We start from the raw sequence: 15,276 nt of genomic DNA, 5'->3' as shown, positions 1-15,276 counted from the left end.
GAGCGGTCCATGACATTTCCGCACGACGACACGGAGCCTGCTACCGGACCGCAGCGGCGCGAATTCCTGCCCGGGTTGACGAAGGGGGAACTGGCAGCTTCCATGAGAGGATGCGCTCGCTTCACCGCCTCTTCTGTCTCTGCCTGGCCCTCCCTGCCGGACTCAGCTGTGGATTCCCCGACGCCACCTTCACGGAGCGCTCCAGTACGGGCACGGGCGGCGAGAGCGGCGCCACGGAGTCGTCGAGCTCCGGCGCCGCGTCCTCGGGCGCGGCGGGCGCGGGCGGCGGCGCGGCGGCCTCCAGCGCCGGCGGGAACGGCGGCGGCGCGACGGGCTCCGGCGGGGGTGCACCGGGCGCCGGCGGCGGCTCCGCGGGCTCCGGCGGTGACGCGGCGACCTCCGGCGCGAGCGCCGGCCCGGCGACCTCCGGCGCCGGCGGCGACTCGACGACCTCCAGCGCGAGCGCCGGCCCGGCGACCTCCGGCGCCGGCGGCGACTCGGCGACCTCCAGCGCGAGCGCCGGGCCGGCGACCTCCAGCTCCGGCGGCGGCACCGTCGACTGCGACGCCGACAAGGACGGCTATCTGTCGATCGCGTGCGAGGGCGGCGACGACTGCAACGACGACAACCCCTCGGTCCACCCGAACCAGCCCAGCACCTTCTATAACACGCCGATCCCTCCGGGACGCAGCTTCGATTACGACTGCAGCGGCGAGGAGGAGACGGAGTTCGCCTCCGTCCAATGCACTGGCCTGCTCGTCTGTGCCGCGGCGAGCAACGTGTTTCTGAGCGACGTCCCGTGTGGAAGCCGGGGCCCGTTCGGCTCCTGCAACCTCACCTGCAAGTCGACCATCACCTTTCCCAATTACGTCAGGGAATGCCATTGAGCCCGCGCTGCCCCGGCGGCGCCATCGAGGGTGCCACGCAACGAAGAGCCGCCCCGATGAGACCCGAACCTCGTGCCATCCGATCCGTCGTGTCCTGCGCCTGCCTGCTCGCCGCGGCGGCGGGGGGCTGCAACGCGATCATCGGGCTGGAGGTCGGCAAGCTGGACTCGTCGCAGTCCGGCGCGGACGCGGCCTCGGCCTCCTCCTCGGGAGGCCCTGGCACCGGAGACTCGGGCGCCGGTGGTGAGGGCGCCGGCGGTGCAGGCGGCGGCGGAGGCAGCGGCGGTGCAGGCGGCGGCGACGGCGGCGGTGGAGGCAGCGGCGGCCATGGCGGGGGCGGCGGCAGCGGCGGCGGGGGTCCGCTGTGCAGCGACGCCGACGGGACCGTCGTCGAGCCGTCGGCCAGCTGGGGAGAGACGCTCGGCTTCGACGTCGGCGACCTCGCGGCGTCGGACGGCGCGCTGACGGCGGTCATCACGGAGGTCCTCGACAGCGGGGCGTTCCGCTTCTCGGTCGCGAAGTGGACCTCCGGCGGGGAAAACGATTCCCGGTACGGGCTGTCGGCGAACGATGTCTGGGGCCTGCACCTGAGTGCGGGCGGCGGCGCCACCTACGTGGCCGGGGAGGCCGCGGGCGCCACCAGTCTCCCCGGTGGGCTCCTCGACGCGTGCCGCGTCGGCCCCCCGCTGGTCGCCACCAGCTACACGACCAGCTTCGTCGCGGCGCTCGACGCGAGCGGCCGTTGCGGGTGGGCGTGGAGCGTCGACGCGCAGCACAACACCACGGCGCGCGCCATGGCGGCGAGCTCCGAGGCGGTCGTCTTCGCCGTCGACGTGTCGGACGCCGGCCGGAGCTTCGGCCCGTGCGAGCTGAAGAGCGTCCCGGCGGAGTCGGCGCTGCTCGCCGCGCTCTACCCGGCGGACGGCGCGTGCAAGTGGCAACACCGCCTCGGGCCGCGGGCGGCCGTGGCCGTCAAGGCGCTCCCCGTCAACCCGAAGGCGAACGGCAACCTCGTGACCGTCGTGGGCGACTACGAGTCGATCGGCGGAGCGGTCACGTTCGGTGGGCAGACCCCCTTCGCCTCGGAGCAGCGCGACGTCTTCGTCGCGCGCTACACGGCGATCGACGGCGCTCTGGTGGACTTGACCACGCTGAACCTCGAGGGAGATCAGCAGGTGGCGCAGCACGGCGCCGCGCTGCTCCCGGGCGGCGACGTCGTGATCGCCGGCTCGTACCGGGGGGTCGTCGACTTCGGCGGCGGCTGCCCGGCGTTGCCCGACGCGGGGGACACGGAGAGCTTCTTCGTCGCGCGCGTCTCGCGGAAGGGCGTCGTGTGGAGCCGCGGGTTCGGCGACGACAAGGAGAGCCAGGTCGCGGCCGGCGTGGCGGTGGACGGCGCCGGCGCGATCTACGTCACGGGGGAGTTCACGGGCGCGATCCCGCTGGGGAGCGCCGGCAGCCTCACGACCTCCCAGAAGCGGGCTGGGTTTCTGATGCGGCTCGACGCGCAGGGCAACCTGATCTCCGCGGCCAAGGTCGAGGGAGCCGGCACCGTCGCCCTCCGCGTCGTCGCGGCGGACGGGGCGCTGGGCGGGCCCGTCTACGTCGCTGGCGCCGTGACGGGCGCGCTCCACCTCGACGGGCTCGCCGCGCCGCTCGGGAGCGAGGGCGATAGCGAGTCCCGCGGGTTCATCGCGAGGCTCTCCGGCGCGCGCTGATCCGAGCGAATTCGTGGTGATGAACCGGCCTGCTCTGTCCTGGGCACGCCCGTTCACGGCTGACCTCGCGACCTCTTCCGCGCGGCGCGCTCCCTCGACGTTCACCAGGTCCGCACCACGTTCACGACGATGCTTCCCAGCTCGACCGACGCCGCCCGAGTCCACCGGTTCGGCGGCCCCGAGGTCATCACCATCGACAAGGTGCCGGTCCCGCTGCCCGGCCCGGGCCAGGTGCTGGTCCGCGTCGCGGCGGCCGGGGTCGGGCCGTGGGACGCCTGGATTCGTGCCGGCAGGAGCGTGCTGCCCCAGCCGTTGCCGCTGACGCTCGGCTCGGACCTCGCTGGTACCGTGGCCGCGGTCGGCCCCGAGGTGACTGGCCTCGCGCCGGGCGCGGCGGTCTTTGGCGCCACCAACAGGCGCTTCACCGGCGCACACGCGGACTATGCCGTGGCGCAGGCGTGCATGGTGACGCGCAAGCCCCTCCGGCTCTCCGACGTGCAGGCCGCCTCCGTGCCGGTCATCGCGGTCACGGCGTGGCAGGCGCTGTTCGATCAGGCCCAGCTCGAAGCCGGACAGACCGTGCTGGTGCACGGTGCGGCGGGCAGCGTCGGCGCGTACGCGGTGCAGCTCGCGCGCCGGGCCCGCGCCCGTGTGATCGCGACGGCCTCGGCCAAGGATCGCGACTTTGTCCGCAGCCTCGGCGCGGACGTCGTCGTGGATTACCGGAGCGAGCGCTTCGAGGATGCCGCCAGGGACGTCGATGCCGTCATCGACCTCGTCGGTGGCGAGACGCAGGCGCGGTCCTTCGCCGTGCTCAAGCCACGTGGCGCCCTGGTCTCTGCGGTGTCGACCCCTGATCGGGAGGAGGCCGCCCGCCGCGGCGTGCGGGCAAGCTTCTTCCTCGTCGACGTCACGGCGGCCCACCTCGACCGCATCGCCGCCCTGCTCGACGCAGGCGAGCTCTCGGTCGACATCGGCGCCGTGCTGCCGCTCGCCGAGGTCCGCCGCGCGCATGAGATGCTCGAGGGCGCTCGCCCCCGCCCGCGCGGCAAGATCGTCTTGGCCATGGCCCCTGCTCGCTGAGGTCCGAGAGCAGCGGCCCCCCCCGGGCGCGTCCGACGAGGGGGCCGTTGTGTCCCGGCGCGGGCCCGACCGGCCGGCGCGTAGAAGACCTCGGCGATCGCGGCGCCGACAAGGCCGGCGACGCTGATGTGGTGCCACTGCAGGCGCTCCGGCTCGGGCGGCCAGGGCTCCGTCTCCAGCTCGATGGCGAGCGCCTCGAGGTACTGCGCCGGCCCGTCGAACGCCGGCGCCACGCCCGCAGCCTCGGTGAAATTCCAAATCTGACATGTGGCATTTCAACTTCGCACATGACCTCGCCAGCGCAGCGGGCCGTGCTCGCTTAGCCTCCAGGTTCCCGAAGCTCGGAGCGCCCTCACGACGGCCGCCCGGCCGCGTATTGTGGAACGAATCGGCCGCGGTTTCTGGGGAAGTGTCGAGGTTGCCCGGAAGCGCCTATGCCCCCCTCCCCCTTGCAGAACGAGCCCGCTGTACCCACCTTGAGCTAATTTCCGTCGTCCTCGGTTGCGCGCTTCCAACAGAGTGGCAATCTTGCTCGCTGCTCCGCTGAACCCCAGTGGAGCGGGACCTCCTTCTGTCCGCGTCGATGCCCTGCGTCCGCTGTGGCTCTGAAGCCAGCAGCAGGACCGCACGCTCACGCCCTGCATCCGAAAGGCCGAACCGTTCATGAACCCACCGATCGTCTTCCACATTCGCACCATCGGACCCCTCGGAGAGGGAGGTCTCGGCACCGTCGAAGAGGTGGAGATCATCTCCGACAACGGCCCTTACCCGAGAGGCGCGCGGCTCGCGCTCAAGAAGCTCGGGCCCAAATGGGCGGACGACCCGGGAGCACAAGCCCGCTTCGAGCGTGAAATCGAGCTCCTCAAGACGATGGACCATCCCGGTATTGTCAAGTGCGTCGGCGAAAGCCTGCCCGGCTACGAGCGCACCTACACGATGCCCAAGTACCCGGGTAGCCTCCGCAAGTTGCTCAACGAGCACAACGGCCCGATCGCCCTTTCCTGGGTCGTCAACTTCGCGATGAGCGTCACCAGCGCGCTGGCCTACGCCCACCAGCACAACTTCATCCACCGCGACATCAAGCCCGAGAACATCCTGATGGACTCCAGCAACAACCCCGTCATCGCAGACTGGGGCCTCGGACAGTTCATCCACCAACATTCCAAGGTCCTTGACCTCAAGACCAAAGGCCCGGTCGGCACCTTCTATTACTGCTCCATGGAGCAGTGGAACACGGGCCGGTGCGAAGCCCCGGGCGACGTGTACTCGCTCGGCATCGTCCTCGCCGAGATGGTCCTCGGTCGCCGGCGCCCGATCGCGCCGCCGTTCTCCGGCATTCAGCAAGACGTCCTCTCGGGCCACACCACCCAGGAGCGGCGGTTCAACGACTTGATCAAGAAAATGACTCACTTCGACGCGAGCAAACGCCACCAGACGATGACCGACGTCGCCGCGGCGCTCTTGTTCTGCGCCTGAGAATGCCTGGCGACAATTACATGTACCCATCGGCGACAACTACAACCTGGAGCCAGAGCCCCCTGCGGAGCACCCGTCTGCCCTCGCCCGAGGCCACGACCGCGTCGCGCGCAGGCCACGGTAAGCCACGAAAGTGCTCAGCTTTGCGGAGTCGGAGCGAAGTGGAGAGCCTTGCCGTGGGCGAGCACAACGCGATGCTCACCTCGGTGAGAAAGCCCATGTCGTAAATGTCGTCGATGGGGAGATGTAATCGTCGTCGGGTAGCCCCTCGACGGATCGTCACAATCCACGCATGCCTCGAACCGGATGCACGCCGAACCACAACCCGGGTGGTGGTCCAGGGAGTCGGGCACCGGGTGCACCGCTCGAACAAACACCGGTGTTCGCTGGCGACCCTCGCGCCGCAGCAACGCGCCCGGAGGGACAGCCTCGATCTCGCCCACGCCCCCTAGATTCCCACCGTGGTGAAACCCGAGTTCGCCTTCGAGGTCCTCTCGCCATCGCCTGCGGCGTTTATAGCCCGATGTTCTGCGCGGCGTTGTCTGTGAACAGCCGCCCGTGCCGGATGTAGCGACGCACCTGCACGCGCGAGCGGTGGCCAGTGTGGTTCATGATGTCGCGCTCGGATTTGCCGGCGAGCGCGGCCGCGGTGATGAACCCCGCCCTCAGGAAGTGCCCGCCGAGCTCCTCGATCTGCAGCTCCGCGGCTCCGGCGGCGCGCTGCAGGATGCGCGCGACGTCCCGCCCATCGAGGCGATGCGGCGTCAGCTTGCCGTGTCGGTTGACGCCTCGAAACAGCGCGCCCGTCGTGATCCCGCTCGCCTCACGCCACGCGCGCCAAGCACGGGACACGTCGCCGGGGTCGAGCCATAGGGCACACCAACCAGGCGCCCCGCGCCTTCCTGGTCCGCGATCGCGCCCTCCTCCTCTTTGGCTGGGTGTTACGGCGCCCCTGGGGCTGGTCGTGAGGTCGCGCATGCTACCGTCCGTTCCCATCATGGAAGGTTCGATCCTGCAGCACATCGTTGCAAGCGATGGGACGCGCATCGCGTGGCACACGCACCAGCGCCCAGGCGACGAGGTGCAGCTGCGAGATCGACCGCCCGTCGTCCTCACGAACGGCCTCAGCACGACGGAGAACTTCTGGAAGCACCTTGTAAGCGCCCTCGCAATGACGACCCACCTGGTCCACTGGAGTTACCGGGGTCACGGGCAGAGCGAGATAGCGCGCTCGGGCGACTACGCCTGTGAATTCCCCCTACGGCATTCGGGTCCCCTGGGTCGACGTGCCCGCATTGTTGATGCCGTTCATCACCGAACGAAACTTCGAATCCATCGTCGGAGGCCTTTCGGCTGAGCTGCGCGGCCCCTTTGTGTTTCATGGAAGGAAGTCCAAACGCGATTCGGGAGCGCGGGCGCCGATCTGCGGAGGGGCACCCGGCGCGGCACCATGCTAGAACGCAGGCTGGCTCATCGCATGGGAAACAACCTGGAATCGGCCATTGCTGTCCTCAATGGATTCCTCGGCGACTACCTGAGGCGGACCGCCAATGGCCTTGCGACCGCGATGCAGCTCGTCCGCGATGGGCGCCCGGTGCCGCTCACCGGGGCGCTCCCCGCGGCCGCTGCGTCGGCCACGCCGCGCGTCGTCGTGCTCGTGCACGGGCTGATGAGCACCGAGGACGTCTGGGCGATGCCGGACGGCGAGACGTACGGATCGCTGCTCGCGCGCGATCTCGGCTACACGCCGCTCTACGTGCGGTACAATAGCGGTCTCCGTGTCTCCGAGAACGGGGAGGCCCTGGATGTCCTCCTCGAGGAGCTCGTCTGTCGCTATCCCGTTCCCGTGGAGGAGCTGGCCCTCATCGGCCACAGCATGGGTGGCCTGGTCGCGCGCAGCGCCGCGCACGCGGCGAGCGGCAAGGGGCGGAGGTGGCTGCCCCTGCTGAAGCGGGCCTTCTATCTCGGCACACCCCACGTCGGCGCCCCGGCGGAGCGCCTTGGCAGCGCCGTCACGTGGGCGCTCGGGCGCATCGACAATCCGTACACGAAGCTCATCGCCGACATCGCGAACCTCCGGAGCGGCGGGATCAAGGACCTCGCCTATGCCAACCTGCGCCGAGAGGACTGGGAGGGCGCCGACGCGGACGCCCTGCTCCAGAACCGGCGCCATCCCGTTCCCCTGCTCCCGCACGTCCGCCACCACCTCATCGCCGGTGCGCTCACGACCGACCCGCGGCTCTCGCTCCTGTTCGGGGACGCGGTGGTCCCGCTGAGGAGCGCCACGGGGAGGGCGGTGGCCAGGGACCGGTGCTCGCCGTTCCCGCAGGAGCACGTGCGGATCATGCCGGCGCTCGGCCACCTGCGCCTGGCCCGCGACCCGGGCGTCTACGCGCAGATCCGCGCGTGGTGCGAGGAGGCGGCGTGATGGATCGGTGGCGCGGCCTGAAGGACCTCGTGCAGGACGCGGTCGACCACGGCTCGCGGGCCGTGGAGCGCCTGCAGAAGCACGCGGCGAAGCTGCCTTTCGACCTGCTGGAGCAGATTCCTCCCATCGCGGCGCCGGTGAGGGGGATCCGGCTCGTCCACGACACCATGGTGTCCGGCGTCCACGTGGCGATCCGCCTCGTCAACCGGGTCGCGGGGTACACCATCGATGGGGTCCTCTTCGTCGTCGAGCAGCAGCAGCAGAAGGAGCCGGCGGGGACGCCGGGCGAGGGCGAGGCCAGCGCGCCGGACGCGCCGGACGCGCCGGACGCGCCGGACGCGCCGGACGCGCCGGCTGGCCGTCGAGGGACAGAACGCGGCAGCCCGTGACCCGGATGTTGACCACGAAATAAGGCCCCGATCCCGTCTGCAGACCGAGTGAGTGAGCGCTCACTCTTGACGAGTGAGCGCTCACTCCGGTATACGGGACGCATGGCACCACCTAGCCGGCGAGCTCCTCCCCTGCGTCCGGAGGAGCGTCGCGCGAGCATCATCGCGGCGACGATCCCGCTGCTGCGCCTGTACGGCCGCAACGTGACGACGGCTCAGATCGCGATGGCCGCCGGTACCGCGGAAGGAACGCTCTTCCGCGTGTTCCCCGACAAGGAGTCGCTGATCCAGGCCGCGATCGCGACCCTGTTCGATCCGGCGCCGACGCTGCGGGAGCTGGAGCGCATCGATCTCGCGGCGCCGCTGCGCGATCGCTTGATCCAGGCGGTCGAGGTCCTGCAGCGCCGCGTCGAGGGCATCTGGCAGCTCATCTCGATGCTCGGCATGACGATGCCGCCACCCATACGCCCCGAGTCCGGGTGCGCTCAGACGCCGCGCCAGGATGAGCAGGTTCACGTGCAGCTCGAGCGCCTGTTCGAGGCGTCGCGCGACGAGGTGCGCTGCGATCCGGCGTATGCAGCGCGGCTACTGCGCATGATGACGTTCGCGGGCACGCACCCGCGGATCACCGACGGCATGCCCCTGACCGCCGCGGAGGTCGTGGCGATCCTGCTCGATGGTATCCGCCGCCGCCCCGAAGAGGAGGAGCCTTGCTGAGGCAGCTGTTGCGCCGCTTCCTGCGCCCACAGGTGCGCTTGCTCGCGCTCGTCGTCGCGTTCCAGCTCGTGGCGACGCTCGCTTCGCTGTACCTGCCGAGCCTGAACGCCGACATCATCGATCAGGGCATCGCGCTCGGCGACACGCCGCGGATCCTGGAGCTCGGCGCGATCATGCTCGCGATCACCGGCGTCCAGATCGTGTGTTCGGTCGCCGCGAACTACGCCGGCGCGCGCGTCGCGATGAGCTTCGGCCGCGACCTGCGCGCGGCGGTGTTCCACCGCGTCGGCGAGTTCTCCGCGCGCGAGCTGTCGCGGTTCGGAGCGCCGTCGCTCATCACGCGCACGACCAACGACGTCCAGCAGGTGCAGATGGTGGTGATGATGGGCTGTACGATGCTCGTCCTCTCGCCGATCATGTGCGTCGGCGGCATCGTGATGGCGCTGCGCGAGGACGGGTCGCTCGCCTGGCTGCTCGCGATCGCGGTGCCGCTGCTCGCCGGCGCCGTCGTCGCGATCATGTCGCGGATGGTGCCGCAGTTCCGGCGGATGCAGCCCCTCATCGACACCGTGAACCGCGTGCTGCGCGAGCAGATCACCGGCGTGCGCGTGATCCGCGCCTTCGTGCGCGAGCGCGCCGAGGCGGCGCGCTTCGAGCGCGCGAACGGCGACCTCACCGAGACCGCGCTGCGCATCGGGCGCCTGCAAGCGCTGATGTTCCCGACCGTGATGTTCGTCTTCAACGCTTCGAGCGTCGCCGTCCTGTGGTTCGGCGCGCACCGGATCGCGGACGGCACGCTCGCGATCGGCTCGATGACGGCGTTCCTCGCCTACCTGGTGCAGATCCTGATGGCCGTGATGATGGTGACGTTCATGGCCGTCATGCTGCCGCGCGCGGCCGCGTGCTCGGAGCGCATCGTCGAGGTGCTGGACACCGAGCCGTCGGTGCGCGCTCCCGACCAGCCCGTCACGCTCGTCGAGCCGGCCGGCGTCGTCGAGCTTCGAGACGTCGAGTACCGCTATCCGGGCGCCGAGCTGCCCGTCCTGCGCGGCATCTCGTTCGTGGCGCGCCCCGGGCAGGTCACCGCGATCATCGGCAGCACCGGCTCGGGCAAGACAACGCTGCTCGACCTGATCGCGCGGCTCATCGACCCGACGAGGGGCGAGGTCCGGCTCGACGGCGTCGACGCGCGCATGCTCGCCCTCGAGGCGGTCTGGTCGTGCATCGGGCTCGTGCCGCAGCGGGCCTTCCTGTTCTCCGGCACGGTGGCCTCGAACCTGCGCTACGGCGACCCCGCGGCCACCGACGAGCAGCTCTGGGCGGCCCTCGCCGCCGCGCAGGCGCGCGACTTCGTCGAGGCGATGCCGCGCAAGCTCGACACGCCGATCGGGCAGGGCGGCACGAACGTCTCCGGCGGCCAGCGCCAGCGGCTGTCGATCGCCCGCGCCCTGCTGCGCCGGCCGCGCGTCTTCCTGTTCGACGACGCCTTCTCCGCGCTCGACGTCGCGACCGAGGCCCGGCTGCGGGCCGCGCTCGCCGAGCGCACGCGCGCCGCCACGGTGATCGTCGTCGCGCAGCGCGTGTCGAGCATCGTCGACGCGGACCAGATCCTCGTGCTCGACAACGGCGAGATCGTCGGCCAGGGCAAGCATGGCGAGCTGCTCGCGTCGTGCCCGACGTACGCCGAGATCGTGGCCTCGCAGCGCGATGCGGCGGTGGCCGCATGAGCGCGCGTCACGCGGGTCCCCCGCCCGCCGCCCCCGCGGGGGCGCGCTCCCCGGTCCTGCCGCGCGGCCCCTTCGGCATGGGGGCCGCGCCGCCGCAGAAGGCGAAGCAGTTCGCCCCCTCGGCGCGGCGCCTCCTCGGCCGCCTCGCCCCCGAGCGCGCGCGCCTCGCGGTCGTGCTCGCTTGCTCGCTGCTCAGCGTGGGGCTCGGCCTGGCCGGCCCGAAGCTGCTCGGCCGCGCGACGGACATCATCTTCTCCGGCGTGATGGGCGCTCGCCTCCCGGCGGCCGCCACGAAGGCCGAGGCTGTCGCGGAGCTCCAGCGCTCCGGCCAGGCGCGGCTCGCCGCGCTCGTGGGCCACATGGACGTCGTTCCCGGCCGCGGCATCCAGCTCCGCGAGCTCGCCGAGCTGCTCCTGCTCGTGATGGCGCTCTACGCCGGCGCGTCGCTGTTCGCCTGGCTGCAGGGCTACCTGCTCAACGAGGTCGTGCAGAACGCCGTGCGACGGCTCCGCACCGAGGCGCAGGACAAGCTCGCCCGCCTGCCGCTCGCCTACTTCGACGGCCGCCCGCACGGCGAGCTCTTGAGCCGCGTCACGAACGACATCGACAACGTCGCCCAGGGCCTGCAGCAGACGCTGACGCAGATCATGAACGGCGCGCTGACGCTCCTCGGCATCGTCGTCATGCTCGTCGTGATCTCGCCGGTGCTCGCGGTGATCACGCTCTTCACCGTGCCGCTCTCGGTGCTCACGACCGCGGCGGTCGCGAAGCGCGCGCAGGCGAAATTCGTCGCGCAGTGGGCGCAGGTCGGCGTGCTCAACGGCCAGATCGAGGAGGCGTTCACCGGCCACGCGCTCGTCAACGTGCTCGGGCGGCGCCGCGACGTCGAGGCGCGCTTCCAGTCGACGAACCAGGAGCTCTTCGAGACCAGCTTCCGCGCGCAGTTCATGTCCAGCATCATCATGCCGGCGGTCAATTTCGTCGGGAACCTGACCTACGTCGCCATCGCCGTCATCGGCGGCCTGCGCGTCGCGTCGGGCGCGATGCTGCTCGGCAGCGTGCAAGCGTTCATCCAGTACTCGCGCCAGTTCTCTCAGCAGCTCGGCCAGCTCGCGTCCGTCACGAACGTCCTGCAATCGGGTGTTGCCTCTGCAGAGCGGGTGTTCGAGCTGCTCGACGAACAGGGCCAGTCACCCGACGCCACCCCGCCCGCGGCCCTGCCGAAAGTGAGCGGCGAGGTCCGGTTCGAGCACGTCACGTTCCGCTACAAGCCCGACGAGCCCCTCATCGAGGACCTCGACCTCACGATCCTGCCAGGCCAGACGGTCGCGATCGTCGGCCCGACCGGCGCCGGCAAGACCACGCTCGTGAACCTCTTGATGCGGTTTTACGAGCTCGACGGCGGTCGGATCCTGATCGACGGCGTCGACATCGCGCGCCTGCCGCGCCGCGAGCTGCGCGCGAAGCTCGGTATCGTGCTGCAGGATACATGGCTGTTCTCGGGCACGATCCGCGACAACATCGCGTTCGGCAACGCCGCCGCGACCGAGGCCGACATCCAGGAGGCGGCGCGCGCGGCGCACGTCGACCGCTTCGTGCGCGCCCTGCCCGCCGGTTACGATACGGTGATCGACGAGGACTCGGGCAACCTGAGCGCCGGCGAGAAGCAGCTCATCACGATCGCCCGCGCGTTCCTCGCGAACCCGGCGATCCTGATCCTCGACGAGGCGACCTCCTCGGTCGACACCCGGACCGAGGTGCTCGTCCAGCGCGCGATGGCCGCCTTGCGCGCCCAGCGCACGAGCTTCGTCATCGCGCATCGCCTCTCGACGATCCGCGACGCCGACATGCTCCTCGTGATGAACGCAGGCCGCATCGTCGAGCGCGGCACGCACGCGGAGCTCCTCGCCGCGGGCGGCGCCTACCACGCGTTGTACCAGACCCAGCTCACCGGCAACGGCGGAAGCGGCGCGAAGCTCGAGGGCCACGCTGCCGCGCTCAGTCGATGACCGCGGTGGCCTCGACTTCGACCAGGTGATCGGGGTCGGAGAGCGCGCCGACGCCCAGCAGCGTGCCTGGCGGGACCGGGGTGACTCCCAGCTTCGCGGCCGCCCGACGGATCCCCTCCAGCAGCAGGGGCATCTTGTCGGGAGTCCAGTCGACAGCGTAGATGGTCAGCTTCGCCACGTCGTTGAAGGAGGCGCCAACCCCGGCCAGGGCGGTGGCGACGTTGAGGTAACACTGCTCGACCTGAGCGGCGAAGTCGCCTGTGCCGATCGTCCTCCCGTCGGCATCCCAGGCGACCTGGCCTGCGATGAACACATGCTTCGACCCGGTGGCGATCGACACCTGTCGGTACGCCTCGATCTTCGGCAACCCGCTTGGGTTCACCAGGGTGATGGCCATGCTGTCTCCTTCGTCCTCTCCCTGCGCGCAGGGCGGCATGCCCGGCCGCGCGCTGGTTAGATGCGCCCTCCCCGCGACGACCGGTAGACCCGCGGCGCGAAACGCGCCGATCAGCGCTGCTATACAATCGCGCCATGAACCGCGCGACGGACCGCTTCGAGGGCCTCACCGTCTTCCTCACCGTGGCGAGGCACCGGAGCTTCCGCGCCGCCGCCGCGGAGCTCGGCGTGACCACGGGCGCCGTGAGCCAGGCGATCCGCGCCCTCGAGCGCCGCGTCGGCCTCCCGCTCCTCTCGCGCACGACGCGCCGCGTGGGGCTCACCGAGGCCGGCGAGCGGCTGCACGAGCGCCTAGCGCCCGCGGCCGGTGAGATCAGCGCCGCGCTCGAGGCGCTCGACGAGCTCCGCGGCCAGCCCGTGGGGCTGCTCCGCCTCACCGTCCCCCGGACGGCCGTGCCCTTCGTGATCGAGCCGGTGCTCCCGCGCTTCCGCCGCGATTACCCCGACGTGGCCGTCGAGATCTCGGTGGACGACGCCTTGGTCGATCTCGCCGAGACCGGCTTCGACGCCGGCGTGCGGATCGGCGAGGACCTCGCCCAGGACATGACCGCCGTGCGCCTCACGCCGGATCTCCGCTGGCTCGTGGTCGGCGCGCCGGCGTACTTCGCCGCCCACGGCCGCCCGGAGGAGCCCGAGGATCTGCTCGCCCACACGTGCATCCGGTACCGATTCCAGAGCGCCGCGCTCTATCGCTGGGAGTTCGTGCGTGATCACCGCGAGATCACCGTGCACGCCCCCGGCACGCTCACGGTGAACGACGCCGATCTGGCGGTGTCCCTCGCGCGCGATGGGCTCGGGCTCGCGTACATGTTCGATCTGGCCGTCGCCGAGGATCTGGCGAGCGGGGCGCTCGCGACGGCGCTCGAGCGCCATGCGCCGACGGGCCCCGGCTTCTTCCTCTACTTCCCCGCCCGCGCGCAGGCACAGGCGAAGCTGCGCGCGTTCATCGACACGGCGCTCGCCGTGCTCATGCCAGCGGGCCGGCGGAAGCCGAAGGAGACGCGCGCCGCCTCATGAGCTCCCCGGGCCTCCCCAGCGCCCCCCCGCCGGTCACCGCGCGCGCTGCCAGGCGACGATCCGCGTCACCGCCTCGTCGACCTGCTCGACCGGGGCCGCGAAGGACAGCCGGACGTACCGCGCGCCGCCTTCGCCGTCGAAGTCCGTGCCCGGCGTGAGCGCCACGCCCGTGTCGGCGAGCAGCCGCTCGCACCACGCCACCGAGTCGTCCGTGCCGACGTCGGCGTACAGGTAGAAGGCGCCGTCGGGCGGGGCGACCTTCCAGCCGAGCTCGGGCAGCCGCCGCAGCAGCAGGTCGCGCGCGGCCGCGTAGCCCTCCACCCGCCGGTCCGCCTCGGCGTACGCCTCCGGGGTCAGGGCCGCGAGCGCCGCGTGCTGCGCCAGGGCGGGCGGGCACAGCGCGAGGTTCCCCGCCAGCGCGTCGACCGTCGGGACGAGCTCCGGCGGCAGCACGAGCCACCCCAGGCGCCAGCCCGTCATGGCCCAGTACTTCGAGAAGCTCGACACGACGACGGCGCCCGCGTCGGCGTGGCGCGCCGCCGTCGCCTGGCGCCCGGCCCACGGGCCGTACGTGAGGCCGTGATAGATCTCGTCGCTCACCAGCCGGACGCCGTGCTCCGCGCACCAGCGCGCCATCGCGTCGAGCTCCGCGGCGTCGACCATCGTCCCCGTCGGGTTCGCCGGGCTCGCCAGGACCACGCCGTCGAGCTTTGCACCGTCGCACGCGGCCCTGAGCTGCGACGTCGTCAGCTGGAAGCGGCTCTCCGGGCCGCACGGCAGCTCGACCACCTCCACCCCGAGGGAGCGAAGGATGTTCCGGTACGCCGGGTAGCCCGGGCGAGCGAGCGCCACGCGGTCACCCGCCTCGAACGCCGCGAGGAACGCGAGCAGGAACCCGCCCGACGACCCCGTGGTGAGGGCGACGCGCGACGGGTCGAGGTCCACGCCGTACCAGCGGCCGTAGTGCTCCGCGAGCGCGCGGCGCAGCGCCGGGATGCCGAGCGCCTCGGTGTACCCGAGGTCGCCCTCCGCGAGGAGCGCGGCCGCCCGCGCGCGCACGGCGGCGGGCGCCCCTGAGCCCGGCTGGCCCGCGCACAGGCTGATGACCGGCTCACCCGCCGCGCGCCGCGCGTTGGCGGCGGCGAGCACCTGCATGACCGCGAACGGCGGCACCTGCGAGCGGCGGCTGATCCTCACCCGGCCATCCTTCTCCCCCGCCGAAGACAGGCCATTTACAGCACGGCAGCTCCGCTGTCAGCAGAGGAAATCCGACGGCCGAGGCAGGACGAGAGCCGTGCGTGAAGCCACAAAAGCGAGAACGCGGCCGGTGAGGGCCGCGTTCTCTCTCGTTGCTCGCCGTGACGGCGCG

13 protein-coding genes are annotated in these 15,276 nt (G+C 71.3%); 10 read left to right on the top strand and 3 right to left on the bottom strand.

The window, feature by feature from the left end:
• The first annotated feature begins 110 nt into the window (after positions 1-110).
• The 4 genes from ACSRUE_RS20070 to ACSRUE_RS20055 all read left to right on the top strand — a co-directional run bounded on the left by ACSRUE_RS20070 (position 111) and on the right by ACSRUE_RS20055 (position 5,164).
• Positions 111-887: a hypothetical protein gene (locus ACSRUE_RS20070; RefSeq protein WP_441292379.1), complete on the top strand. Its 777-nt coding sequence runs from the start codon at positions 111-113 to the stop codon at positions 885-887.
• Between the two features lie 56 nt (positions 888-943).
• Positions 944-2,605 (top strand): hypothetical protein, encoded by a 1,662-nt coding sequence (locus ACSRUE_RS20065; RefSeq protein WP_441292378.1) that lies wholly within the window; start codon positions 944-946, stop codon positions 2,603-2,605.
• Between the two features lie 129 nt (positions 2,606-2,734).
• Complete coding sequence (locus ACSRUE_RS20060) at positions 2,735-3,688, top strand: NADP-dependent oxidoreductase (protein WP_441292377.1); 954 nt, start codon at positions 2,735-2,737, stop codon at positions 3,686-3,688.
• A gap of 663 nt (positions 3,689-4,351) precedes the next feature.
• Positions 4,352-5,164: a serine/threonine protein kinase gene (locus ACSRUE_RS20055; protein WP_441292376.1), complete on the top strand. Its 813-nt coding sequence runs from the start codon at positions 4,352-4,354 to the stop codon at positions 5,162-5,164.
• Positions 5,165-5,677: 513 nt separating this feature from the next.
• On the opposite strand, the gene ACSRUE_RS20050 is transcribed toward ACSRUE_RS20055, so the two are convergent.
• A complete protein-coding gene (locus tag ACSRUE_RS20050; RefSeq protein WP_441292375.1) occupies positions 5,678-6,016 on the bottom strand; it encodes a hypothetical protein in 339 nt (112 codons plus the stop codon).
• Positions 6,017-6,641: 625 nt separating this feature from the next.
• On the opposite strand from ACSRUE_RS20050, the gene ACSRUE_RS20045 reads away from it, so the two are divergent.
• The 5 genes from ACSRUE_RS20045 (at position 6,642) to ACSRUE_RS20025 (ending at position 12,434) form a co-directional block, all read left to right on the top strand.
• Complete coding sequence (locus ACSRUE_RS20045; protein ID WP_437765791.1) at positions 6,642-7,592, top strand: lipase family alpha/beta hydrolase; 951 nt, start codon at positions 6,642-6,644, stop codon at positions 7,590-7,592.
• Complete coding sequence (locus ACSRUE_RS20040; RefSeq protein WP_441292374.1) at positions 7,592-7,981, top strand: hypothetical protein; 390 nt, start codon at positions 7,592-7,594, stop codon at positions 7,979-7,981. Before ACSRUE_RS20045 ends, ACSRUE_RS20040 begins: the two co-directional genes overlap by 1 nt.
• 102 nt (positions 7,982-8,083) lie before the next feature.
• Positions 8,084-8,698, top strand: coding sequence for a TetR/AcrR family transcriptional regulator (locus ACSRUE_RS20035; RefSeq protein WP_441292373.1), 615 nt, complete (start codon positions 8,084-8,086; stop codon positions 8,696-8,698).
• Positions 8,692-10,425 carry an ABC transporter ATP-binding protein gene (locus ACSRUE_RS20030; RefSeq protein ID WP_441292372.1) on the top strand — a complete coding sequence of 578 codons (1,734 nt, stop codon included), beginning with the start codon at positions 8,692-8,694 and terminating at the stop codon, positions 10,423-10,425. Before ACSRUE_RS20035 ends, ACSRUE_RS20030 begins: the two co-directional genes overlap by 7 nt.
• Positions 10,422-12,434: an ABC transporter ATP-binding protein gene (locus ACSRUE_RS20025; RefSeq protein WP_441292371.1), complete on the top strand. Its 2,013-nt coding sequence runs from the start codon at positions 10,422-10,424 to the stop codon at positions 12,432-12,434. The genes ACSRUE_RS20030 and ACSRUE_RS20025 overlap by 4 nt, the downstream gene beginning before the upstream one ends.
• Here ACSRUE_RS20025 and ACSRUE_RS20020 read toward each other — a convergent pair.
• Positions 12,424-12,831, bottom strand: a complete 408-nt coding sequence (locus ACSRUE_RS20020) for a RidA family protein (protein WP_441292370.1) — start codon at positions 12,829-12,831, stop codon at positions 12,424-12,426. The genes ACSRUE_RS20025 and ACSRUE_RS20020 overlap by 11 nt on opposite strands.
• Before the next feature lie 134 nt (positions 12,832-12,965).
• Here ACSRUE_RS20020 and ACSRUE_RS20015 point away from each other — a divergent pair, with 134 nt between their 5' ends.
• A complete protein-coding gene (locus ACSRUE_RS20015) occupies positions 12,966-13,907 on the top strand; it encodes a LysR family transcriptional regulator (RefSeq protein ID WP_441292369.1) in 942 nt (313 codons plus the stop codon).
• Between the two features lie 33 nt (positions 13,908-13,940).
• On the opposite strand, the gene ACSRUE_RS20010 is transcribed toward ACSRUE_RS20015, so the two are convergent.
• Positions 13,941-15,104: a pyridoxal phosphate-dependent aminotransferase gene (locus ACSRUE_RS20010; protein WP_441292368.1), complete on the bottom strand. Its 1,164-nt coding sequence runs from the start codon at positions 15,102-15,104 to the stop codon at positions 13,941-13,943.
• Positions 15,105-15,276 lie beyond the last annotated feature (172 nt).

It is taken from the genome of Sorangium sp. KYC3313, assembly GCF_052075895.1.
GTDB lineage: Bacteria > Myxococcota_A > Polyangia > Polyangiales > Polyangiaceae > Sorangium > Sorangium cellulosum_B.
Note: the sequence above shows the minus strand (reverse complement) of the source record. Positions and strands in the feature narration are given on the sequence as shown.